23 protein-coding genes are annotated in these 21458 nt (G+C 72.4%); 9 read left to right on the top strand and 14 right to left on the bottom strand.

All coding sequences use genetic code 11. The features are described from left to right. Positions 1–74: 74 nt before the first annotated feature. Both ACSHWO_RS26095 and ACSHWO_RS26090 read right to left on the bottom strand, forming a co-directional pair. Positions 75–500: an NfeD family protein gene (locus ACSHWO_RS26095; protein ID WP_385677900.1), complete on the bottom strand. Its 426-nt coding sequence runs from the start codon at positions 498–500 to the stop codon at positions 75–77. A 44-nt stretch (positions 501–544) separates the two neighbouring features. Further along, on the bottom strand, positions 545–1339 hold the full coding sequence (locus ACSHWO_RS26090) for an ABC transporter ATP-binding protein (RefSeq protein ID WP_361087536.1): 795 nt from the start codon (positions 1337–1339) through the stop codon (positions 545–547). 144 nt (positions 1340–1483) lie between these two features. On the opposite strand from ACSHWO_RS26090, the gene ACSHWO_RS26085 reads away from it, so the two are divergent. After that, on the top strand, positions 1484–2266 hold the full coding sequence (locus ACSHWO_RS26085; protein WP_385849801.1) for a hypothetical protein: 783 nt from the start codon (positions 1484–1486) through the stop codon (positions 2264–2266). A gap of 130 nt (positions 2267–2396) precedes the next feature. Here the strand turns inward: ACSHWO_RS26085 and ACSHWO_RS26080 are convergent, their stop codons facing one another. The 3 genes from ACSHWO_RS26080 to ACSHWO_RS26070 form a co-directional block, all read right to left on the bottom strand. Beyond that, positions 2397–2645, bottom strand: a complete 249-nt coding sequence (locus ACSHWO_RS26080) for a chaplin (protein WP_385849802.1) — start codon at positions 2643–2645, stop codon at positions 2397–2399. Between the two features lie 135 nt (positions 2646–2780). Then, positions 2781–3434 (bottom strand): response regulator, encoded by a 654-nt coding sequence (locus ACSHWO_RS26075; RefSeq protein ID WP_438315436.1) that lies wholly within the window; start codon positions 3432–3434, stop codon positions 2781–2783. Further along, positions 3427–4557: a GAF domain-containing sensor histidine kinase gene (locus tag ACSHWO_RS26070; protein ID WP_438315433.1), complete on the bottom strand. Its 1131-nt coding sequence runs from the start codon at positions 4555–4557 to the stop codon at positions 3427–3429. Before ACSHWO_RS26070 ends, ACSHWO_RS26075 begins: the two co-directional genes overlap by 8 nt. 473 nt (positions 4558–5030) lie before the next feature. On the opposite strand from ACSHWO_RS26070, the gene ACSHWO_RS26065 reads away from it, so the two are divergent. Continuing rightward, complete coding sequence (locus ACSHWO_RS26065) at positions 5031–5696, top strand: transglycosylase SLT domain-containing protein (RefSeq protein WP_438315430.1); 666 nt, start codon at positions 5031–5033, stop codon at positions 5694–5696. Positions 5697–5804: 108 nt separating this feature from the next. Here the strand turns inward: ACSHWO_RS26065 and ACSHWO_RS26060 are convergent, their stop codons facing one another. Further along, on the bottom strand, positions 5805–8309 hold the full coding sequence (locus ACSHWO_RS26060; RefSeq protein ID WP_438315427.1) for an FHA domain-containing protein: 2505 nt from the start codon (positions 8307–8309) through the stop codon (positions 5805–5807). Between the two features lie 295 nt (positions 8310–8604). Here ACSHWO_RS26060 and serB point away from each other — a divergent pair, with 295 nt between their 5' ends. Continuing rightward, on the top strand, positions 8605–9804 hold the full coding sequence (serB, locus tag ACSHWO_RS26055; RefSeq protein WP_361087558.1) for a phosphoserine phosphatase SerB: 1200 nt from the start codon (positions 8605–8607) through the stop codon (positions 9802–9804). Positions 9805–9921: 117 nt separating this feature from the next. On the opposite strand, the gene ACSHWO_RS26050 is transcribed toward serB, so the two are convergent. The 4 genes from ACSHWO_RS26050 to ACSHWO_RS26035 form a co-directional block, all read right to left on the bottom strand. Next, on the bottom strand, positions 9922–10443 hold the full coding sequence (locus ACSHWO_RS26050) for a SixA phosphatase family protein (protein WP_361087561.1): 522 nt from the start codon (positions 10441–10443) through the stop codon (positions 9922–9924). Between the two features lie 110 nt (positions 10444–10553). After that, positions 10554–10754, bottom strand: coding sequence for a hypothetical protein (locus tag ACSHWO_RS26045; RefSeq protein ID WP_385849806.1), 201 nt, complete (start codon positions 10752–10754; stop codon positions 10554–10556). A gap of 146 nt (positions 10755–10900) precedes the next feature. Beyond that, the gene (locus ACSHWO_RS26040) at positions 10901–11020 is read right to left on the bottom strand and encodes an SGM_5486 family transporter-associated protein (RefSeq protein WP_361087566.1); all 120 of its coding nucleotides are present in this window, start codon (positions 11018–11020) and stop codon (positions 10901–10903) included. A 5-nt stretch (positions 11021–11025) separates the two neighbouring features. Beyond that, entirely contained in the window at positions 11026–12357 is a 1332-nt protein-coding gene (locus tag ACSHWO_RS26035; protein WP_438315422.1) for a CynX/NimT family MFS transporter, read from the bottom strand. Between the two features lie 85 nt (positions 12358–12442). On the opposite strand from ACSHWO_RS26035, the gene ACSHWO_RS26030 reads away from it, so the two are divergent. Then, entirely contained in the window at positions 12443–13132 is a 690-nt protein-coding gene (locus ACSHWO_RS26030) for a FadR/GntR family transcriptional regulator (RefSeq protein ID WP_385849808.1), read from the top strand. 105 nt (positions 13133–13237) lie between these two features. On the opposite strand, the gene ACSHWO_RS26025 is transcribed toward ACSHWO_RS26030, so the two are convergent. From ACSHWO_RS26025 to fabG, 3 genes are all read right to left on the bottom strand, one after another. Further along, entirely contained in the window at positions 13238–13669 is a 432-nt protein-coding gene (locus ACSHWO_RS26025; protein WP_438315419.1) for a hypothetical protein, read from the bottom strand. Positions 13670–13895: 226 nt separating this feature from the next. Then, positions 13896–14666: an enoyl-ACP reductase FabI gene (gene fabI / locus ACSHWO_RS26020; RefSeq protein ID WP_361087575.1), complete on the bottom strand. Its 771-nt coding sequence runs from the start codon at positions 14664–14666 to the stop codon at positions 13896–13898. Between the two features lie 5 nt (positions 14667–14671). Next, positions 14672–15391 (bottom strand): 3-oxoacyl-[acyl-carrier-protein] reductase, encoded by a 720-nt coding sequence (gene fabG, locus ACSHWO_RS26015; protein ID WP_385849831.1) that lies wholly within the window; start codon positions 15389–15391, stop codon positions 14672–14674. Positions 15392–15577: 186 nt separating this feature from the next. Between fabG and ACSHWO_RS26010 the strand changes: the two genes are divergently transcribed. The 3 genes from ACSHWO_RS26010 (at position 15578) to tyrS (ending at position 19874) form a co-directional block, all read left to right on the top strand. Then, the gene (locus tag ACSHWO_RS26010; protein ID WP_361087581.1) at positions 15578–17101 is read left to right on the top strand and encodes a TldD/PmbA family protein; all 1524 of its coding nucleotides are present in this window, start codon (positions 15578–15580) and stop codon (positions 17099–17101) included. Continuing rightward, positions 17098–18486 carry a metallopeptidase TldD-related protein gene (locus tag ACSHWO_RS26005; RefSeq protein ID WP_385849830.1) on the top strand — a complete coding sequence of 463 codons (1389 nt, stop codon included), beginning with the start codon at positions 17098–17100 and terminating at the stop codon, positions 18484–18486. The genes ACSHWO_RS26010 and ACSHWO_RS26005 overlap by 4 nt, the downstream gene beginning before the upstream one ends. Before the next feature lie 119 nt (positions 18487–18605). After that, on the top strand, positions 18606–19874 hold the full coding sequence (tyrS, locus tag ACSHWO_RS26000) for a tyrosine--tRNA ligase (protein WP_361087587.1): 1269 nt from the start codon (positions 18606–18608) through the stop codon (positions 19872–19874). An 88-nt stretch (positions 19875–19962) separates the two neighbouring features. On the opposite strand, the gene ACSHWO_RS25995 is transcribed toward tyrS, so the two are convergent. Continuing rightward, positions 19963–20241 carry a GlsB/YeaQ/YmgE family stress response membrane protein gene (locus ACSHWO_RS25995; protein ID WP_361087590.1) on the bottom strand — a complete coding sequence of 93 codons (279 nt, stop codon included), beginning with the start codon at positions 20239–20241 and terminating at the stop codon, positions 19963–19965. 232 nt (positions 20242–20473) lie between these two features. Between ACSHWO_RS25995 and ACSHWO_RS25990 the strand changes: the two genes are divergently transcribed. Both ACSHWO_RS25990 and ACSHWO_RS25985 read left to right on the top strand, forming a co-directional pair. Next, positions 20474–20752, top strand: coding sequence for a DUF3099 domain-containing protein (locus ACSHWO_RS25990; RefSeq protein ID WP_361087593.1), 279 nt, complete (start codon positions 20474–20476; stop codon positions 20750–20752). 146 nt (positions 20753–20898) lie between these two features. Continuing rightward, a complete protein-coding gene (locus tag ACSHWO_RS25985; protein ID WP_360634830.1) occupies positions 20899–21138 on the top strand; it encodes a hypothetical protein in 240 nt (79 codons plus the stop codon). The last annotated feature ends 320 nt before the right edge of the window (positions 21139–21458 follow it).

Here is a 21458-nt window from a genome sequence, read left to right as displayed (position 1 = left end):
GCTGTCTGTACTGCCCCGTTGAATCGGAGTCTCGCAGACCCCGGGGCCGCGGGTCGGCTGCTTGGCTCAGAAGCTCACATGACGACGGCGGTGGCTCCGTCGATCTCCACGACGTCCACCTGCTGCCCGGGTTCGAAGGTGCTGTCCGCGTCGAGGCTGCGGGCGGACCAGATTTCGCCGGCGAGTTTGATCCGGCCCCCGGTGCCGTCGACGCGTTCGACGACGAGGGCCGTTCTGCCCTTCAACGCGTCGACTCCGGTGCGGTGTTGGGGCCGCTCGCGATGGTGGTTGGCGATCGAGCGGACGACGGCGGTGAGTGCGACCGACACGATGACGAAGACGAGGACCTGGGCGACCGCTCCCCCGCCGAGGGCCGCCGTGACGGCGGCCGCGAGCGCACCGACGGCGAACATGCCGAACTCCGGCATGGCCGTCAGGACGAGGGGGATGCCGAGCCCGACCGCGCCTATGAGCCACCACACCCATGCGTCGATGTTCACGTCGTCATGGTAGGTCCGGCGGGCGCGGTCGGGACAGGGTGCGACTAACGCAGGGGCAGGCCCTGGGCGGTCCAGCGGTCGTTGTCGTGGCGCTCGACGACGAGGGGGAGGCCGAAGCAGAGGGACAGGTTGCGGGAGGTGAGTTCGAGGTCGATGGGTCCGGCGGTGACGACCTTGCCCTGGCGGATCATCAGGACGTGGGTGAAGCCGGGGGCGATCTCCTCGACGTGGTGCGTGACCATCGCCATGGAGGGGGCGAGGGGGTCGCGGGCGAGGCGGCCGAGGCGGCGTACGAGGTCCTCGCGGCCGCCGAGGTCGAGGCCGGCGGCGGGCTCGTCGAGGAGGAGGAGCTCGGGGTCGGTCATCAGGGCGCGGGCGATCAGGGTGCGCTTGCGCTCGCCCTCGGAGAGGGTGCCGAACTTCCGGTCGAGGTAGTCGCTCATGCCGAGCCGGTCGAGGAAGGCGCGGGCGCGCTGCTCGTCGACGGCCTCGTACTCCTCCTGCCAGGTCGCCGTCATGCCGTACGCGGCGGTGAGGACGGTCTGGAGGACGGTCTGCTTCTTGGGGAGCTTGTCGGCCATCGCGATGCCGGCGATGCCGATGCGCGGGCGCAGCTCGAACACGTCCACCTTGCCCAGGGTGCTGCCGAGGATGGTGGCGGTGCCCTTGGTGGGGAAGAGGTAGCTGGACGCGATGTTGAGCAGGGTGGTCTTCCCGGCGCCGTTGGGGCCGAGGATGACCCAGCGCTCCCCTTCCTTGACCGACCAGGAGACCTGGTCCACCAGAGCCCGGCCCTCGCGGACCACGGATACGTCCACCAGCTCCAGTACATCGCTCATGAGCGCGTTGTCTCCCCTTGCAGTCTTGGTTCGTCAGTGCACCGGTAGGCGCAGCCCCAGGGGAAAACCTACGCCACTCGGGGAGGGGTCCGGGCGCGGGCCCGGCTGCGGGGCCGGATCCGGGCCCGTCCGTAGAGTGGGGGGATGCTTTTCGAACCACGTTCAGGGCGGCTGGCCGCCTGGGGGAACGCGCTGCTGTCCGGTCTCGTCTCGCCCGACGAGGCCGCGATGTCGATCGTGGGCGAGGACGCCGTGCACCGGGTGGCGGGGCTGCCGGGCGAGGAGGCCCCGGTGGGGCTCACGCTGGCACTGGGCCGGCTGCGGGCACTGGGGGTGACCGGGCTGCGGGTGGCGCTGCCGGTGCCGGGGCACCCGCTGGGGCTGAGCGGGCCCGCGGAGTTCAACGAGCGGGCGCTGGAGGCCGGCGAGGCGGTCGTCGCGATGGGCGCGGCGCTGGGTCTGGTGCCGGAGGTCACGGAGGCGGGGCCGGCGGGGGACGTGCACGTGGAGGTGGTGTGGCACTGCCTGCCGGTGCGGGAGGCGCCGCCCGCGGACGTGCCGTCGCTCGGCGAGGCGGAGCGGGAGCTGGCCGAGGGGATGCGCGAGGCGACGGTCGTGCTGACGCGGCTGGACGTGGCGGCGTCGGGGCCGGCGGCCGAGGCCGCGCTGTCGGCGTACCGGGCGCGGGCGGAAGCCGGGCGGGAGGCGCTGGCTCCGGGGTATCCGGCGCGGGCGGTGCGGGTGCTGGCGCTGGCGCAGCGGGTGGCCCTGCTGGTGTCGCTGGCGTACGAGCGCGGGCACGGGGGTGCGGTGGCGGCCTCGGAGATGGCGGCGCGGGCGGAGGCCCTGCGGCCGGTGGAGCGGGTGGCGCGGCGGGCGCTGGTGGCGGCGTACAACGCGGCGGTGGAGGAGCGGGAGCGCGGCTGACGGCGACCGGTCGGGGCCCGGCCGTGAGGAGCCCGGCCGGGCCGGACCCTGCGGGCCGCTCCGGGTGCGGGGCGGCCCCGCCTCCCGGGGAGAGTGGGGAGAGGCGGGGCCGGTGGCGGGGGGCGGCGCGTCAGTGGTTGACGCCGGCGTTGCCCCAGACGCCGTTCAGCAGGCCGACGACGGTGACCGTGTTGCCGACCGCGTTCACGGGGACGTGCACGGGGGCCTGGACCAGGTTCCCCGAGGCCACGCCGGGCGAGCCCGCGGCCTCGCCGCAGGCGGAGGCACCGCTGCCGTGCGCCGCGGAGACGCCGGCTCCCGCGGCAAGGAGGCTGCCCGCGATCAGGGTGATGGCAGTGGCCTTCTTGGTGTTCTTCACGTTCTCGTCCTCCAGGCATCTGCCGCGGGCGTCCGCCGCGGCACGCCATGGAGAACGGTCGCCCGGCGCGGGGGATACGCCATGTGGGCGACATACACCCGACGGTATGAAAATCCTCAACGGCGCTGGACGCCGTCAGCCGGCGGTGCCGTGCCGGACGGCCCACAGGGCCGCCTGGGTGCGGTCCGCGAGGTCCAGCTTCATCAGGATGTTCGAGACGTGCGTCTTGACGGTCTTCTCCGACAGGACGAGTGCGCGGGCGATCTCCCGGTTCGAGCGGCCGTCCGCGATGAGGGCAAGGACCTCCTGCTCCCGCTCGGTCAGCGAGCCGCCGCGGCCGGACCCGGACTGCTCCTCCTGGGAGAGGAGTGCTTCGGCCACCTCCGGCTGGAGCACCACGTGCCCGGCGTGGACGGAGCGGATGGCTCCGGCCAGGGCGTCGGGGTCGACGTCCTTGTAGACGTATCCCGCGGCGCCGGCGCGCAGGGCCGGGACGACCGTCCGCTGCTCGGTGAAGCTGGTGACGACGAGGACCCGGGCCGGGTTGGCGAGGACGCGCAGGCGGCGCAGGGCCTCGATGCCGTCGGTGCCCGGCATGGTGACGTCCATCAGGATCACGTCGGGCCGCAGTTCCTCGGCGCGGGCCACGCCCTCCTCCCCGTCGGCCGCCTCGCCGACCACCTCGATGTCGTCCTGGACCTCCAGGAACGTGCGCAGGCCCCGCCGGACCACCTGGTGGTCGTCGACGAGCAGTACTCCGATGCGGGTCCGCCCGGGCGTGTCAGCCACCGGGCACCTCCATCTCGATCGTGGTGCCCGAACCGGGCGCCGAGTGCACGGTCAGGCGGCCGCCGACGCCGCCGGCCCGGTCCCGCATGGAGACCAGGCCCAGGTGGCGGCCGGCCGCGCGGACCGCCCGGGGGTCGAAGCCGCGGCCGTCGTCCTCGACGGTGAGGACGGCGCCCGGGCCGCGGCGGGCGAGGACGACCTCGACGCGTTCGGCGTCCGCGTGCCGCAGGGCGTTGTGGAGGGCCTCCTGGGCGACCCGGAGCAGGGCTTCCTCCTGGGCGGCGGGCAGCGCGCGTACGCCGTCGCAGGTGAAGGTGACGCGGGCGCTGTGGGCGCGGTCGAGGACCCGGACCTGGCCGCGGAGGGTGGCGGCCAGCCCGTCCTCGTCGAGGCCGGCGGGGCGCAGCTCGGTGACGGCGGCGCGCAGTTCGTCGGCGGCCTCGGCGGCGAGCACGGCGACCTGGTGCAGTTCCTCCTTGGCGCGGGCCGGGTCGCGGTCGACGAGGGCGGCGGCGGCCTGGGCGGTCAGGCGCAGGGAGAACAGCTTCTGGCTGACGGCGTCGTGCAGCTCGTGGGCGAGGCGGGAGCGCTCCTCGGTGATGGTCAGCTCGCGGCTGCGCTCGTAGAGCCGGGCGTTGGTGAGGGCGATCGCCGCGTGCTGGGCGAGGAGGCCGAGGAGCTCCTCGTCCTCGTCGGTGAAGCCGCCGGGGACCCGCTTGTCGGCGAGGAAGAGGGCGCCGAGGGTCTCCTCGCCGTCCCGGATGGGCTGGCCGAGGAAGTCGGACATCTCGGGGTGGCCGGCGGGCCAGCCCTCGAAGCGGGGGTCCTTGCGCACGTCGGCGAACCGCTCGGCTTCCTCCTGGTGGAGCATCGCGGCGAGGATGCCGTGCTGGCGGGGCAGCGGGCCGATGCGGCGCCACTGGTCCTCGCTGATGCCGTCGACGACGAACTGGGCGAAGCCGCCGTGGTCGTCCGGGACGCCGAGGGCCGCGTAGCGGGCGTCGAGCAGTTCGCGGGCGGAGACGACGATCGTGCGCAGGACGTCGCGCACCTCCAGTCGGCGGCTCATGGCGAGCAGTGCGGTGCTCACGGCGGCGAGTCCGCTGCGCGGTCCGTTGTGCATGGGGTCACCGTACTCGCGGCGCTGACCTGCGGGATCGGGCCGCGGGCCTAGGCCCGTGGGCGGGCGGGGGTCCTCCTCGGGGAGGAGGGCGGCGGGCGGATGCGGTCCTCGGGGTGGAGGCCGTGGGCCGGTGACGTCGTCCGTACGTCGCAGGGCGTGACGGAACGAATTGCGGTGGCAACGGTTGGCGATGCCGTTACACGGCCGATGTGAGCCCGCGCATAGGACCCACGTCACTTACGAAGGCACGTAGTGGACGCGTAAAGGTCGCATCAGTGCTGTTCTGTCCGGTGTCCGGGGGGAAATTCCACATCTGGGCGGGGCCCCTGATCCACTAAGCAGGATCGTACGTCACACCTTTGCACCAGGATTTTGCCGCCGCTAAGAATTGCTCCCGCCGCACGGCACCGCGGATCCCCAGATCCTCCCGGCGTCCTCCTGCGGCCCCCGCGATTCGAAGAGGTTGCTACCGCATGTCCAAGACCAGCATTCGTGGCCGTCGCATGACGAAGGCGCACAAGATGTCCTTCGCCGCCGTCGCCACCGTCGGTGCCGCTGCCGTTGCCGCCACCCTCGTCCCCGGCGGTGCCGCCAACACCGGTACGGCCGAGGCCGCCGTCGCCGCCCCCGTGGCGATGACCGCCCAGACCACCCTGACCGCCCAGCAGGCCGTCGCCGCCCAGGACGCGGCCGCCGCGGCCAAGGCCAAGGCCGACGCCGCAGCCGCCGCCGCCGCCGCGAAGGCCAAGGCCGAGGCCGCGGCGAAGAAGGCCCGCGCGCAGGCCGCCAGCCGTGCGGCCGCCCGCAAGCCGGTCTTCGCGAACAACCTGGACGGCTGGATCAAGGAAGCGCTCTTCATCATGAAGAAGGAGGGCATCCCGGGCACCTACGCGGGCATCCACAAGAACGTGATGCGCGAGTCCTCGGGCAACCCGCTGGCCATCAACAACTGGGACATCAACGCCAAGAACGGCATCCCGTCCAAGGGTCTGCTCCAGGTCATCTACCCGACCTTCAAGGCCTACCACGTGCCGGGCACCAAGTTCGACCAGTACGACCCGGTCGCCAACATCGTCGCCGCCTGCAACTACGCGGCCGACCGCTACGGCACCATCGACAACGTGAACAGCGCCTACTAGGCACCTCGCGGACACCTCCGCAGCAACTCTTCGAACGCCTCAGGGCGGTACCCGCGATCCGGGTACCGCCCTGAGGCGCTTGTGCGTCGCGCGGTCGCGCTGCCGCCGCTAGTTGCGCATGACCTCGGGCTCGTGGCGGCGCAGCAGGCGCTGCACCGCGAAGCCGCAGGCGATGCCGAGGGCGAGCAGGACGATGATGTTCAGCGTCCACTGGCCGCCGGTGGGGTCCCACAGCGGGTCGGTGTTCTCCGGGTGCTGCTGGTCGAACGGCGCCATCAGCTTGGCCAGGTTCAGGGTGGTGCCGGCGGCGGCGATGGCCCAGCGGGAGGGCATCAGCCAGGCGAACTGCTCCAGGCCGGGCTTGTCGTAGATCTGGAACAGCAGGCCCGTGAACACGACCTGGATGATCGCGAACATGACCAGCAGCGGCATGGTCTTCTCGGCGGTCTTCACCAGCGAGGAGATGACCAGGCCGAACATCATCGAGGTGAGGCCGAGCGCGATCACCGAGATGCACAGCTCGGTGGCCGGGTCCATGAACACGCCCTCGACGGGGAGCTTGCGCGGGGTGAACGCGATCGCGCACATGATCCCGCTCTGGAGGGCCGTGATGACGCCGAGGACGATCACCTTCGACATCAGGTACGCCGAACGGGACAGGCCCGTCGCGCGTTCCCGCTCGTAGATGACCCGCTCCTTGATCAGCTCACGGACCGAGTTGGCGGAACCGGAGAAGCACATGCCGACCGCGAGGATCAGCATGATCGTTCCGGCGTCGCCGTTGAAGCGGCTCGGCGGCGTCGGCGGTGCGAGGCCGAACTTCGCCGGGATCACGGTGGAGACGATGCCGATGACCGCGGGCATGATCACCATGAGGGCGAGGAAGCCCTTGTCGGAGGCGATGACCGACAGGTAGCGGCGCATCAGGGTCCACAGCTGCGAGCCCCAGGCCTGCGGCTTCGGCGGGATCATCTGCTGCGGCGGCATGGCCACCGACTGCGGGGCGACCGCGTCGAGGTCGGCGGCGTACAGCTGGTAGTGCTGCGAGCCCTTCCAGCGGCCGGCCCAGTCGTAGTCGCGGTAGTTCTCGAACGCCGAGAAGACGTCCGCCCACGTGGCGTAGCCGAAGAAGTTGAGCGCCTCGTCCGGCGGGCCGAAGTAGGCCACCGAACCGCCCGGGGCCATGACCAGCAGCTTGTCGCACAGCGACAGCTCGGCCACGGAGTGGGTGACGACGAGGACCGTGCGGCCGTCGTCGGCGAGGCCGCGCAGCAGCTGCATGACGTCGCGGTCCATGCCCGGGTCGAGGCCGGAGGTCGGCTCGTCCAGGAAGATCAGCGACGGCTTGGTGAGCAGCTCCAGGGCCACGGACACGCGCTTGCGCTGACCACCCGAGAGCGCGGTGATCTTCTTGTCCTTGTGGATGTCGAGCTTCAGCTCGCGCAGCACCTCGTCGATGCGCGCGGCGCGCTCGGACTCGGCGGTGTCGCCGGGGAAGCGGAGCTTGGCCGCGTACTTCAGGGCGGTCGCGACCTTCAGCTCCTTGTGCAGGATGTCGTCCTGCGGGACCAGGCCGATGCGCTGGCGGAGCTCCGCGAACTGCTTGTACAGGTTGCGGTTGTCGTAGAGGACTTCGCCCTGGTCGGCGGGCCGGTAGCCGGTCAGCGCCTTGAGGAGGGTCGACTTGCCGGAACCGGACGGGCCGATGACGCCGATCAGCGACTTCTCCGGGACGCCGAAGGTGACGTCCTTGAGGATCTGCTTGCCGCCGTCGACCGTGACCGTGAGGTGGCGGGCGGAGAAGGAGACGTCACCGGAGTCGACGAACTCCTCCAGCCGGTCGCCGACGATCCGGAACGTGGAGTGGCCGACGCCGACGATGTCGTTCGGGCCGAGCAGCGCCGAGCCGGACTTGGCCAGCGGCTGGCCGTTGACGTAGGTGCCGTTGTGGCTGCCGAGGTCGTGGATCTCGAAGCGGCCGCCGGCGGAGCGGAACTCCGCGTGGTGCCGCGAGACCTGCAGGTCGGAGACGACGAGCTCGTTGTCCAGGGCACGGCCGATGCGCATGACGCGGCCGACGGCGATCTGGTGGAAGGTCGTCGGGCTGCGGTCGCCGCCGTGGCCGGCGGGCGCGCCCTGCTGCTGCGGGAAGTGCTGCTGCTGGGCGGGCGCCTGCTGCTGCGGCTGGGGCCACCCCTGCTGCTGGGCCGGAGGCTGGTACGCCGGGGCGGCCTGCGCCTGGGCCGGGGCCTGGTAGGCGGGAGCCGGGGCCTGGTAGGCCGGGGCCTGCTGCTGCGGCACGGCGGCCTGCTGCGGCGCGCCGGCAACGCTCAGATCCAGCCGCGGCCCGTCCGTGGCGTTGCCGAGGTGGACCGGCGTGCCCGGCACGAGCTCCACCTGCTGGACCCGCGCACCCCGCACGTACGTGCCGTTGGTGCTGCCGTGGTCCTCGATGCCCCAACCCCGGCCGTTCCAAGCGATGGTGGCGTGCCGCCAGGAAACCCGGGCGTCATCGATCACCACGTCTCCCTGGGGGTCGCGCCCCAGCGAGTACGACCTGGACGGATCCAGCGTCCAGGTCCTTCCATTCAATTCCAGTACGAGTTCCGGCACTCCAGCCCCACTTAGGTCCCCCGAGAATCCCCCTGGCCGTCAGGGAGTCCGACGCCAGGGAGTCTAGGGATGGCTAACATCCGGGGGAACTATTTCAGGCCTGCGCCCACATGTGGAATCGGGGCCTTGCCGGGCCGCCGGCGGACCGCGGGGGCAAGTCGCCCGGAGCGTGCGATACGGGACTTCTTGATCGACGATTCCGGCCCCGCCGCCGCCTCTGAGCGGGGGAAACCGATCCCGGTGGGTGGGACGGGCCTGACGCCCCCGCGGGCCGGGAAGATACGGTGAGGGCACCATGAGCGCTTCGCAGACCTCAGACGTCCCCACCCTCCTCGTCAAGATCTTCGGTAAGGACCGTCCCGGGATCACCGCGGGACTGTTCGACACCCTGGCCGCCTTCTCCGTCGACGTGGTCGACATCGAGCAGGTCGTCACCCGTGGCCGCATCGTGCTGTGCGCCCTCGTCACCACGCCCAAGCACGGCACCGAGGGCGAGCTGCGGGCCACCGTCCACAGCTGGGCCGAGTCGCTCAAGATGCAGGCGGAGATCCTGTCCGGCACCGGCGACAACCGGCCGCGCGGCACCGGCCGCTCCCACGTCACCGTGCTCGGCCACCCGCTGACCGCCGAGTCCACGGCGGCGGTCGCCGCCCGGATCACCGCCACGGGCGGCAACATCGACCGTATCTTCCGGCTCGCCAAGTATCCGGTGACGGCGGTCGAGTTCGCCGTGTCCGGCTGCGAGACGGAGCCGCTGCGCACCGCGCTGGCCACGGCCGCGGCACACATCGGCGTCGACGTGGCGGTGGTCTCGGCGGGCCTGCACCGGCGGGCCCAGCGCCTGATCGTCATGGACGTGGACTCGACCCTGATCCAGGACGAGGTCATCGAGCTGTTCGCCGCGCACGCGGGCTGCGAGCCCGAGGTGGCCGCAGTGACCGAGCGGGCCATGCGCGGCGAACTGGACTTCGAGCAGTCGCTGCACGCCCGGGTGGCGCTGCTGGCGGGGCTGGACGCCTCGGTGGTGGAGAAGGTCCGGGCCGAGGTGCGGCTGACCCCCGGGGCGCGGACGCTGATCCGCACCCTCAAGCAGCTCGGCTACCAGGTGGGCGTGGTCTCCGGCGGGTTCACGCAGGTCACGGACGATCTGCGGGAGCGGCTGGGGCTGGACTTCGCCTCCGCCAACACCCTGGAGATCGTCGACGGCAAGCTCACCGGCCGGGTCACGGGCGAGATCGTGGACCGGGCCGGGAAGGCCCGGCTGCTGCGCCGCTTCGCGCAGGAGGCCGGCGTACCGCTGGAGCAGACGGTGGCGATCGGCGACGGCGCGAACGACCTGGACATGCTGAACGCGGCCGGGCTGGGGGTGGCCTTCAACGCCAAGCCGGTGGTCCGCGAGGCCGCGCACACCGCGGTCAACGTGCCGTTCCTGGACACCGTGCTGTACCTGCTCGGGATCACCCGCGAGGAGGTCGAGGCCGCCGGCCTGACCTGACCGGTCCGCCCGTCCGCGCACGGGTACGGCCGCGCGCACGGCAACGGGGACGGGCCCCGGCGGTTCGACCGCCGGGGCCCGTCCCCTCGTCCTGCAGGCCCCGCCGCGGGCCGGTGGTCAGTGGTCCGCGGGCGTCCAGAAGTCGAGCAGCGTGCCCACTCCGTGTTCCAGGGACTTCCAGGACCCCGTGAAGGAGACGACCGCGAGCGCGGCGGTCGGGAAGCCGCTGCGGGTCATCCGGGCCAGGGCGTCGCCCTCGACGCGGCCGGCGAGGGCGTCGGCGAGGGCGTGCATGCCGGGGTTGTGTCCGATCACGAGGAGGTCCGCGACCTCGTCGGGGGTTTCGTTGAGGAGGGCGATGAGCTCGCCGAGCGAGGCTTCGTACAGCCTCTCCTCGTACACGGTCTTCGGGCGGTGCGGCAGTTCCTGGACGGCGAGCTTCCACGTCTCGCGGGTGCGGGCTGCGGTGGAGCAGAGGGCCAGGTCGAAGGCGATGCCGGCCTCGGCCAGCTTCAGTCCGGCGGCCGGTGCCTCCTTGCGGCCGCGTTCCGCCAGCGGGCGGTCGTGGTCGGCCACCTGGGGCCAGTCGGCCTTGGCGTGCCGGAGGAGGACGATCCTGCGGGGTGTGTCGGCGCTCATGGCCCCAGCTTCGCACGGATCGGGCCGTGCAGCGGAGGGTGTTGGGGGCCCGTCCGCGCACGGGAGGCGCACCTGCGGCGTGCGCGGCTCACGCGGCCGCGCGGGCCGGATCAGCCGGCGGCGCGCAGCAGCTGTTCGCTGACCTGGAGCAGGGGGGCGGTCTCGTCGGCGGTGGCCTGGATCTCGCCGGATCCTGCGAGGAGCAGCAGCAGGAGGCCGAAGGCGAGGGCGGGCAGGGCCAGGGCCCACCAGTGCAGGCGGACGTCGGCGCCGGCGGTGCGGTGGACGGGGGCGGGCGGGGTGGCCGGCATGGGGGCCTTCCGGGGTGTGCGGAGGGGAGGGGCTCGTCCTTCGAATCTAGGGATCCGAAGGCGCCGTTCCCATCAGGGGCGCACCCCACCCGACCCTGAACCCCGCCCCCTAGGGGTCGGTGGGGGCAGCCCCACCCCCTGCCGGGTCAGGGCGAGGCGAGGGTCGCGATGACGGCGATGATCACGGTGACGACGAGCATCGCGCCGAGCACGGCGCCGAGCTTCTTGCGGCCGTCCTGGGGGTTGGGGTCGAGTACGGGCGACATGCCGTTCAGTCTCGCACGCCGCCGTCGTCCTCGATCGTGCGGTCCCGGCCCGCGAGCACGCCCAGGGCGATCTGCGGGACCAGCAGGCAGCTCATCAGGGTCAGCGGCAGGTCCCAGCCGCCGCTGTGCTGGTAGAGGGTGCCGATGAGCAGGGGGCCGGGGATGGAGACGAGATAGCCGGTGCTCTGGGCGAAGGCGGAGAGTCGGGCGACGCCGGCCGGGCTCTTCGCGCGCATCCCGATCATGGTGATGGCGAGGGGGAAGGCGCAGTTGGAGATGCCGAGCAGGAGGGCCCACGCCCAGGCGCCGGCGGCGGGGGCGAGGTGCAGGCCGGTGTAGCCGATGAGGCCGAAGACGCCGAGGCCGACGGCGATGGGGCCCTGGTTGCGCATCCGGCCGGCCAGGTTGGGGATGACGAAGGCCAGCGGGACGCCCATGACCATGGTGACGGCGAGCAGGACGCCCGCGGTCCCGGCGGAGACCCCGGCGTCGCGGAAGATCTGCGGGAGCCAGCCCATGGTGATGTACGCGCCGGTGGCCTGGAGGCCGAAGTAGCCGGCCAGGGCCCAGGCGGTGCGGCTGCGGACGACGCTCGGGCCGGCGGCCGCGGCGGGTGCGGCGCCCGCGGCGGTCCGCTGCTCGCGCCGGACGGAGGCGGCCAGCGGCAGCCAGGGCAGTACGGCGGCCACCGCGAGCACGGCCCAGACCAGCAGGCCGGTGCGCCAGCTGCCGCCGAGGGCGGAGGTCAGCGGGACGGTGGCGGCGGCGGCCAGCGAGGTGCCCACGGCCAGGGCCATGGAGTACAGGCCGGTCATGGTGCCGAGTCGGTCGGGGAACCAGCGCTTGACGATCACCGGGAGCAGCACGTTGGTCAGGGCTATGCCGGCCAGGGACAGGGCGCTGGCGGCGAGGAATCCGGCGGCGCCGGTGGCGAAGGGGCGGATCAGCAGTCCTGCGGCGACGGCGGCCATGCCCGCGCAGACGACGGTCGCCGGGCCGAAGCGGCGGGAGAGGCGGGGTGCGGTGACGCCGACGACGGCGAAGCAGAGGGCCGGGACGGAGGTGATCAGTCCGGCGACGGTGCCGCTCATGCCGAGGCCGGTGCGGACCTCCTCGAAGAGGGCGCCGAGGCTGGTGATGGCGGGCCGCAGGTTGAGGGCTGCCAGGACGATGCCGACGACGAGGAGCGGTCCGAGCCATCCGCGCCGGGCGGCCTCGGGCGCGGGGTCCGCCGCGGCGGGGCCGGTCCGTGCGGCGGGGAGGAGGGTCGCGGGGGTTGCGGGGGTTGCGGGCGCGGCGGTCCGGCGGTCGATCGTCTGGGTCTCGTCGTCCAACATTCGCCCATCATAGAATCATGGGATGATTGGCTGTCCAGTCAGTCGTCGTTCGGCCGCCCGGCCCCCGGAGAGGACTCCCGCCCGTATGCCACCACTGACCTCGCCCCGCCGATCCGCCCTGGTCGATCAGGTGATCGCCCAGCTCAGGAACCAGATCACGTCCGGCGAATGGCCGGTCGGCGCCCGCATCCCCACCGAGCCGGAGCTGGTGGAGATGCTCGGGGTGGCCCGCAACACCGTCCGCGAGGCCGTCCGGGCCCTGGCCCACAACGGACTGCTGGACATCCGCCAGGGTTCGGGGACGTACGTGCTCGCCACGAGCGAGCTGGCCGGGGTGATGCACCGCCGCTTCGCCGGGGCCGACCCCCGGCACATCGCCGAGGTCCGCTCGACGCTGGAGTCGGCCGCGGCCCGGCTGGCGGCGCAGCGGCGCACCGAGCGGGACATGGCGCAGTTGGACGCGCTGCTGGCGCGGCGCGACGGGGCCTGGGCGAGCGGGGACGCGGAGTTGTTCGTGGCGGCGGACGTCGCGCTGCACATGGCGGTGGTGGCCGCCTCGCACAACGAGGTGCTGACCGGGCTCTACGCGGACCTCGGCGACCTGGTGGCCGAGTGGCTGCGCTGGGACGTGGGCGTGGACCTGGATCCGGCGGGGCTCCTGGACCACGCCCGGCTGATCGAGGCGATCCGGCGCGGGGACGGGGACACGGCGGCCTCGGAGGCGGCCGGCTACCCGTTCACCTGCCTGGGCCGGATGGAGCAGGACCCGGCGTAGGCGCGCCGGAGGACACGGCGCCGGGCCCGGTGGGCGCGGGGCGCGGGGTGCGGCCCGGGGCTCGGGGCTCGGCCTGAGTGAGGCGCGGCGGGGCCCGGGGCGGGGTCATGCCCTCCGGTGGCTGACCCAGGTCGAGCGGACTTCCTTCCAGCACCGGCCGACGAGCTCGGCCCGGCCGGCCGGGCCGACGGCCACGGCGTTGCCGTCCCCGTCCAGGTCCCACCAGCGGTCGCATTCGACGTGCAGCCGGACCAGGTCGGTCTCCGGGTAGCTGTTGTGGCAGTACGCGGTGACCAGCGTGCCCTCGACGACCGTGTCGCAGTCCGCGCCGAACAGGTCGGCGGTCGGGGTCGGGGCGGCCCGTGCGGGGGGCTCGGCGGGCATCTCGGCGAGGTCCACGCCGGTGGGCGTGGCCGGGCCGGACCCGGCCACCTGGTCAGCGCCCTCGGGGCGGGCGAGCACGCCCGGGATCAGGAATCCCGCCAGGACCACCGAGGTCACCAGCAGCGCAACCGCCCGGTTCGGCCTCGCAGGCACGCCCGTACCTCCTCCCGGCAGGAGCCGGGAAGATCCCGACCTGGCCAGTTTGCAGTCTTCTGCCCCGGTTTTCGACTCGGGAAGATCCGGTCGGCCCTCGCAAATCTGGTCGAGGGTGCAGACCCCGCCCTCCCGCGTCCCGTCCCCGGAACGCGGAAAACGGCGGCGGCCGCGCCTCCCCCCGGGGGGAGGCGCGGCCGCCGCCGTACGCCGTTGCGCGTGCCGCTCAGGCACCCATCGCGTGCAGACCGCCGTCCACGTGGACGATCTCACCGGTGGTCTTCGGGAACCAGTCCGACAGCAGGGCGACCACGCCGCGGCCCGCGGGCTCCGGGTCGGTCATGTCCCACTCCAGCATCGAGCGGTGGTTCCAGGTGTCCGCCAGGTCGGAGAAGCCCGGGATGGACTTCGCGGCCATCGAGCCGAGCGGGCCGGCCGAGACCAGGTTGCAGCGGATGTTCTCCTTGCCCAGGTCGCGGGCGAGGTAGCGGCTGGTGGCCTCCAGGGCGGCCTTGGCCGGGCCCATCCAGTCGTACTGCGGCCAGGCGAACTGCGCGTCGAAGGTGAGGCCGACGACGGCCGCGCCCTCCGCCGGGAACAGCGGCTTGCAGGCCATGGTCAGCGACTTCAGCGAGAACGCCGAGACGTGCATGGCGGTGGCGACCGACTCGAACGGGGTGTTCAGGAAGTTGCCGCCGAGGGCGTCCTGCGGCGCGAAGCCGATCGAGTGGACGACGCCGTCGAGGCCGCCGAGCTCGTCGCGGACGAGGCCCTCCAGGCGGGCGAGGTGCTCGTCGTTCGTGACGTCGAGCTCGATCACCTTGACCGGCTTCGGCAGCTTCTTGGCGATGCGCTCGGTCAGGGTCGGCCGCGGCCACGCGGTGAGGATGACCTCGGCGCCCTGCTCCTGGGCCAGCTTGGCGGCGTGGAAGGCGATGGACGACTCCATCAGCACACCCGTGATGAGGATGCGCTTGCCGTCGAGGATTCCGCTCATGGTGATCAGTGACCCATGCCCAATCCGCCGTCAACGGGAATGACGGCTCCGGTGATGTACGCGGCGTCGTCGGACGCCAGGAAGCTGACGGCAGCCGCGATCTCCTCGGGCTGCGCGTAGCGCGCGAGCGGCACGTTCGCCACGATGGCCGCGCGCTGCTCGTCGGTGAGCACCTTCGTCATGTCCGTGTCGACGAAGCCGGGGGCCACGACGTTGAAGGTGATGTTCCGCGAGCCCAGCTCACGGGCGAGGGAACGGGCGAAGCCGACCAGCGCGGCCTTGGAGGCGGCGTAGTTGGCCTGGCCGGCCGAGCCCAGGAGGCCGACGACCGAGGAGATCAGGACGACGCGGCCCTTCTTGGCCCGCAGCATGCCGCGGTTGGCGCGCTTGACCACGCGGAAGGTACCGGTGAGGTTGGTGTCGAGGACGGAGCTGAAGTCCTCCTCGGACATGCGCATCAGCAGCGTGTCCTTGGTGATGCCGGCGTTGGCCACCAGCACCTCGACCGCGCCGTGCGCGTCCTCGATCTCCTTGTAGGCCTGCTCCACCTGCTCCGAGTCGGTGATGTCGCAGCGGACCGCCAGGACGCCGAGCGCGGTGAGCTCCTGCGGCGGCTCGCCCGAGCGGTACGTGATCGCGACCTTGTCGCCAGCCTGCGCGAAGGCTCGGGCGATGGCGAGGCCGATGCCCCGGTTTCCTCCGGTGACGAGAACCGAGCGGCTCAACGGATCACCCTTTCGACTAGCGGTCTGAGTACCAGAAACCTATAGGCCGCTCCTGCCGCGCGCAGAATCGGTCTCCCACAGGGCCGCGGGACGGGCTCTGTCGAATCCCTACAGAAAGTGGTAGGCACGAGCGGCCCGGGCGCGCCATGATCGGGGGGACCGGCTCCGACCCCCGGGAGGACTTCCGTGCCCCATTCCATCGACGCGGCCTTCACCGCGCTGCCCCTGCGGGCGCTCGCCGACGCGGCGCTCGCCCGGGCCCGCGCGCTGGGCTCCGAACACGCCGACTTCCGGCTGGAGCGGATCCGCAGCGCTTCCTGGCGGCTGCGGGACGCCAAGCCGTCGGGCGGGTCCGACACCACCGACCTCGGGTACGCGGTCCGGGTGGTGCACGGGGGCGCCTGGGGCTTCGCCTCCGGCGTCGACCTGACCATGGACGGCGCCGCCCGCGTTGCCTCGCAGGCCGTGGCCATGGCCAAGCTGTCGGCCCAGGTCATCAAGGCCGCGGGCGCCGACGAGAGGGTGGAGCTCGCCGACGAGCCCGTGCACGCGGACAAGACGTGGATCTCCGCCTACGACGTGGACCCGTTCGACGTGCCGGACGCCGACAAGGCGGCCCTGCTCGCCGACTGGAGCGCGCGGCTGCTCGCGGCCGACGGGGTCGCGCACGTCGACGCCTCGCTGCTCGCCGTGCACGAGAACAAGTTCTACGCCGACACCGCCGGCACCATGACCACGCAGCAGCGGGTGCGCATCCACCCGCAGCTGACCGCGGTCGCCGTGAACGGCACCACCGGCGAGTTCGACTCGATGCGCACCATCGCCCCGCCGGCCGGCCGCGGCTGGGAGTACCTGACCGGCACCGGCTGGGACTGGAACGCCGAGCTGGAGGAGATCCCCTCCCTGCTCGCCGAGAAGATGCGGGCGCCAAGCGTCGAGGCCGGCCGCTACGACCTGGTCGTGGACCCGTCGAACCTGTGGCTCACCATCCACGAGTCCATCGGCCACGCCACCGAGCTGGACCGGGCGCTGGGCTACGAGGCGGCGTACGCGGGGACCTCCTTCGCCACCTTCGACCAGCTGAACACGCTGAAGTACGGCTCCGCGATCATGAACGTGACCGGTGACCGCACCGCCGAGCACGGCCTGGCGACCGTCGGCTACGACGACGAGGGCGTCGAGGCGCAGAGCTGGGACCTGGTCAAGGACGGCACCCTGGTCGGCTACCAGCTGGACCGGCGCATCGCGCGGCTGACCGGCCTGGGCCGGTCCAACGGCTGCGCCTTCGCCGACTCCCCCGGGCACGTGCCCGTGCAGCGGATGGCGAACGTGTCGCTGCAGCCGGATCCGGGCGGGCTGTCCACCGAGGACCTGATCGGCGGGGTGGAGCGCGGGATCTACGTGGTCGGCGACCGCTCCTGGTCGATCGACATGCAGCGCTACAACTTCCAGTTCACCGGGCAGCGGTTCTTCCGGATCGAGAACGGCCGGCTGGCCGGGCAGTTGCGCGACGTCGCCTACCAGGCCACCACCACCGACTTCTGGGGCTCCATGGAGAAGGTCGGCGGCCCGCAGACGTACGTCCTGGGCGGCGCCTTCAACTGCGGCAAGGCCCAGCCGGGCCAGGTGGCGGCGGTCTCGCACGGCTGCCCCTCCGCGCTGTTCCGCGACGTGAACATCCTGAACACCACCCAGGAGGCCGGTCGATGAGCCGAACGAAGCCCCACGAGATCGTCGAGCGGGCCCTGGAGCTGTCCACCGCCGACGGCTGCGTCGTCATCGCCGACGAGGAGTCGACGGCCAACCTGCGCTGGGCGGGCAACGCGCTCACCACCAACGGCGTCACCCGCGGCCGGACCCTGACGGTCATCGCCACGGTCGACGGCAAGGAGGGCACGGCCTCGGGGGTCGTCTCGCGCTCCGCCGTGACCGCCGAGGACCTGGAGCCGCTGGTCCGGGCCGCCGAGGCCGCTGCCCGGGGCGCCGGCCCGGCCGAGGACGCGCAGCCGCTGGTCACCGGCACCCCCGTCTCGCCGGACTTCGCCGACGCCCCGGCCGAGACCTCCTCGGCGGTGTTCGCGGACTTCGCCCCGGCGCTGGGCGAGGCCTTCGCCCGGGCCCGGGCGGGCGGCCGGGAGCTGTACGGCTTCGCCAACCACGAGCTGGTCTCCACGTACGTGGGCACCTCGACGGGGCTGCGGCTGCGCCACGACCAGCCCAACGGCACGCTGGAGCTCAACGCCAAGTCCCCGGACCGGCAGCGCTCGGCCTGGGCCGGCCGCTCCACCCGGGACTTCAAGGACGTCGACCCGACCGCGCTCGACGCGGAGCTGGCCGTACGGCTGGGCTGGGCGGAGCGGCGCTTCGACCTGCCGGCCGGGCGGTACGAGACGCTGCTGCCGCCGACGGCGGTGGCCGACCTGCTGATCTACCAGATGTGGTCGGCGGCGGCCCGGGACGCGGTCGAGGGCCGGACGGTGTTCTCCAAGCCCGGCGGCGGCACCCGGCTCGGGGAGAAGCTGTCCGGGCTGCCGCTGAGCCTGCGCAGCGACCCGAACGCGCCGGGCCTGGAGTCGGCACCGTTCGTGATCGCGCACAGCTCGGGCGACGACGCCTCGGTGTTCGACAACGGCCTGCCCGTCCCGGCGACCGACTGGATCAAGGACGGCGAGCTGACCCGGCTGACCACCACCCGGCACAGCGCGGACCTGACCGGGCTGCCGGTCTCCCCCGGCTTCGGCAACCTGCTGATGGACGCCGGCGGGGAGAAGTCGCTGGAGGAGATGGTCGCCGGAACCGGACGGGGCCTGCTGCTGACCTGCCTGTGGTACATCCGCGAGGTCGACCCGGCGACGCTGCTGCTGACGGGCCTGACCCGGGACGGCGTCTACCTGGTGGAGGACGGGGAGGTCGTCGGCGAGGTCAACAACTTCCGGTTCAACGAGTCCCCGGTGGACCTGCTCTCGCGGGCCGCGGAGGCGGGTCGCCCCGAGAAGACCCTGCCGCGCGAGTGGAGCGACTGGTTCACGCGGGCCTCGATGCCCGCGCTGCGGATCCCGGACTTCAACATGAGCTCGGTCAGCAAGGGCGTCTGAGGCCGCCCCGGCCCGGCGGCCCAGGTCGCCGGGCGTCCGAGGGGGGTGCCCCGCCCGCCTAGACTGGCGGGGAAACCCTTCAACACCCTGTTTCACCTCGTTCAAGGAGAGTCACGACCGTGACGGACATCGTCGACGAACTGAAGTGGCGCGGGCTCTTCGCCCAGTCCACCGACGAAGAAGCGCTGCGCAAGGCGTTCGCGGACGGTCCTGTCACGTTCTATTGCGGGTTCGACCCGACGGCCGCCTCGCTGCACGTGGGACACCTCGTGCAGGTGCTCACCGTGCGCCGCCTCCAGCAGGCCGGTCACCGGCCGCTGGCGCTGGTCGGCGGGGCCACCGGCCAGATCGGCGACCCGCGCCCGACGGCCGAGCGCACCCTGAACGACCCGCAGACCGTCGCCAACTGGGTGACGCGGCTGCGCACGCAGATCGAGCCGTTCCTGTCCTTCGAGGGCGAGAACGCGGCGGTCATGGTGAACAACCTGGACTGGACGGCGGGCCTGTCCGCCATCGAGTTCCTGCGGGACATCGGCAAGCACTTCCGCGTCAACAAGATGCTGACGAAGGACTCCGTGGCCCGCCGTCTGGAGTCGCAGGAGGGCATCAGCTACACGGAGTTCAGCTACCAGCTGCTGCAGGGCATGGACTTCCTGGAGCTGTACCGCCGCCACGGCTGCACCCTCCAGCAGGGCGGGTCCGACCAGTGGGGGAACCTGGTGGCCGGCCTCGACCTGATCCACAAGCTGGAGCCGCAGGCGCAGGTGCACGCGCTGGCGACGCCGCTGATGGTGAAGGCGGACGGCACCAAGTTCGGCAAGACCGAGAGCGGGGCCGTCTGGCTGGACCCGGAGATGACCACGCCGTACGCGTTCTACCAGTTCTGGCTGAACGTGGACGACCGGGACGTCTCCACCTACATGCGGATCCTGTCCTTCAAGTCCCGCGAGGAGCTGGAGGAGCTGGAGGCGCAGACCGCCGAGCGGCCGCAGGCCCGCGCCGCCCAGCGGGCGCTGGCCGAGGAGCTGACGACGCTGGTGCACGGCGCCGACCAGTGCGCCGCCGTGATCGCCGCGTCGAAGGCCCTGTTCGGCCAGGGCGAGCTGGCGGACCTGGACGGGCCCACGCTGGCCGCGGCCCTGTCCGAGCTGCCGCGTGCCGAGGTGGCGGAGCTCGCCCCCGTGGTGGACCTGTTCGCGGAGACCGGACTGGTCGCCAGCAAGTCGGCCGGCCGCCGGACCGTGAAGGAGGGCGGCGCCTACGTGAACAACGTGAAGGTCACCGCCGAGGACGCGGTCCCGGCCGAGGCGGACCTGCTGCACGGCCGCTGGCTGGTGCTGCGCCGCGGCAAGAAGAACCTGGCCGCGGTCGAGGTCACGGGCGCCTGACCAGGGACACGGCCGCACGACGCGGGGGCCGGTCCGGACATCCGTCCGGGCCGGCCCCCGCCGTGTCCGCGCGCGGCCGCGCGCCGCGTCAGGCCGTGCCCTTCCTCCCCCCGCGCACCGAGGCGTAGATCATCTCGCCGAGGGCCACGATCAGGACCGCGCCGGCGAGCTGGAGCAGGTGCCGGGTCCAGTCGATGCCCCGGGTCTCCGCGACGCCCATCCAGCCCGCGACGGCGTTGCCGAGGACGGCACCGACCATGCCGAAGAGCGTGGTCAGCCAGAGCGGCTGGTGCTGTTTGCCCGGGAGGACGGCCTTGGCGATGAGGCCCAGCACGAAACCTACGATGATCGCCCACAACCACTGCATGTCGAGCCTCCTCGTGGCGCGTCGTGCGCAGATGGGCCCAGTGTCGACCCGTCCGGCGTACGTCGCATGCCGGACGCGACCGTTCAGGGGCACCCCCTCTGCTTCCCGCCGCGACCTCGGCGTACCGTGGAAGCGTCCGGGCGGCGGAACGCCCGGGAGTCGGATCGGGCGGTGGAGCGTGCTGCGGAGGAAACCAAAAGGGACCGAGGTCTTCCGGATCACCGGGGCCCGGATGGGCCTCGACGAGGACGTGCGGGGGCGGCAGCGCCGGTACGTGATCTCGATGGCGATCCGGACCCTGTCGGTCATCGCGACGGTGCTCCTGTGGAACGTGGAGCGGTACCTGGCGGTCGTGACGCTCGTCGCGGGCGCACTGCTGCCGTACGTGGCCGTGGTCATCGCCAACGCGGGGCGCGAGTCGACACCCAAGCTGCCCTCGAATTTCCTGCCGCCACCTGCACGTCCGGCGCTGGGCGCGGGAAACCTCAGGAAAACCTCAGATCAATCATGAAGTTCCGGTGCACCGCACCGGGTCGTGCGTGACATACTGCCTACGCGCTCCGCATCCCCCGTCGGAGCGACGGACCGACGCCGGGCAGCTCCCCCCGTGGCTGCTCGGCGTCGCCCTTTCCCGGGGCCGGTTTGTAGGGTTGAGCCGTGAACTCCCCTGACTCCCCCGAGACCCCCACCTGTTCCGCCAAGGGCTGCCGCGCGGCGGCCGTCTGGGTGCTGGCGTGGAACAACCCGAAGCTCCACACCCCGGAGCGGCGCAAGACCTGGCTCGCCTGCGAGGAGCACCGTGAGCACCTGTCGCAGTTCCTCGGGGTCCGCGGCTTCCTCAAGGACGTGGTGGAGCTGACGGAGTGGGTGCAGCCGGAGGGCTCGGAGCGCCGCTAGCCGGGAGAGCGGGCGGACGGGCCCCGGGCGTCCCGGGCCGGACGGGTCCGCAGGGGCGTCGCCTTCGGTCCCGTGGCGCCAGATGGATGAAGCTTCGGGCGGAAGATGGAACGGCAATGTCACCTTCCGTAATGTCGACCTCGCTCGCAGCACATGCCCGAGTCGGGCGGGCGATGAGTGGGCATCCCACGGCGACGGGCCGGCGGCGGTGAAGGCCGGCTCCCGCACCGTGCCTCCTGCGCTCGCCACGAAGTCCTGCGGCCGCCCGAGCAAGGTGGCCTCCCAGCCCTCCCCTACCGCTGCGCACTTCAGGAGAAGAG

It is taken from the genome of Streptomyces pallidus (ex Mingjun et al. 2026), from assembly GCF_051550185.1.
GTDB lineage: Bacteria > Actinomycetota > Actinomycetes > Streptomycetales > Streptomycetaceae > Streptomyces.
This window is presented reverse-complemented; position numbering and strand designations above follow the sequence as displayed.

Coding starts and splice junctions, on each gene's coding strand:
- ACSHWO_RS26045 (WP_385849806.1), bottom strand. CDS start 10,754: ATGCCGGCCACCCCGCCCGCCCCCGTCCACCGCACCGCCGGCGCCGAC.
- ACSHWO_RS26070 (WP_438315433.1), bottom strand. CDS start 4,557: ATGCACAACGGACCGCGCAGCGGACTCGCCGCCGTGAGCACCGCACTG.
- ACSHWO_RS25990 (WP_361087593.1), top strand. CDS start 20,474: ATGGGCCTCGACGAGGACGTGCGGGGGCGGCAGCGCCGGTACGTGATC.
- ACSHWO_RS26030 (WP_385849808.1), top strand. CDS start 12,443: ATGCCACCACTGACCTCGCCCCGCCGATCCGCCCTGGTCGATCAGGTG.
- ACSHWO_RS26035 (WP_438315422.1), bottom strand. CDS start 12,357: ATGTTGGACGACGAGACCCAGACGATCGACCGCCGGACCGCCGCGCCC.
- ACSHWO_RS26090 (WP_361087536.1), bottom strand. CDS start 1,339: ATGAGCGATGTACTGGAGCTGGTGGACGTATCCGTGGTCCGCGAGGGC.
- ACSHWO_RS26005 (WP_385849830.1), top strand. CDS start 17,098: ATGAGCCGAACGAAGCCCCACGAGATCGTCGAGCGGGCCCTGGAGCTG.
- ACSHWO_RS26040 (WP_361087566.1), bottom strand. CDS start 11,020: ATGTCGCCCGTACTCGACCCCAACCCCCAGGACGGCCGCAAGAAGCTC.
- ACSHWO_RS26050 (WP_361087561.1), bottom strand. CDS start 10,443: ATGAGCGCCGACACACCCCGCAGGATCGTCCTCCTCCGGCACGCCAAG.
- ACSHWO_RS26065 (WP_438315430.1), top strand. CDS start 5,031: ATGTCCAAGACCAGCATTCGTGGCCGTCGCATGACGAAGGCGCACAAG.
- fabI (WP_361087575.1), bottom strand. CDS start 14,666: ATGAGCGGAATCCTCGACGGCAAGCGCATCCTCATCACGGGTGTGCTG.
- ACSHWO_RS25995 (WP_361087590.1), bottom strand. CDS start 20,241: ATGCAGTGGTTGTGGGCGATCATCGTAGGTTTCGTGCTGGGCCTCATC.
- ACSHWO_RS26085 (WP_385849801.1), top strand. CDS start 1,484: ATGCTTTTCGAACCACGTTCAGGGCGGCTGGCCGCCTGGGGGAACGCG.
- serB (WP_361087558.1), top strand. CDS start 8,605: ATGAGCGCTTCGCAGACCTCAGACGTCCCCACCCTCCTCGTCAAGATC.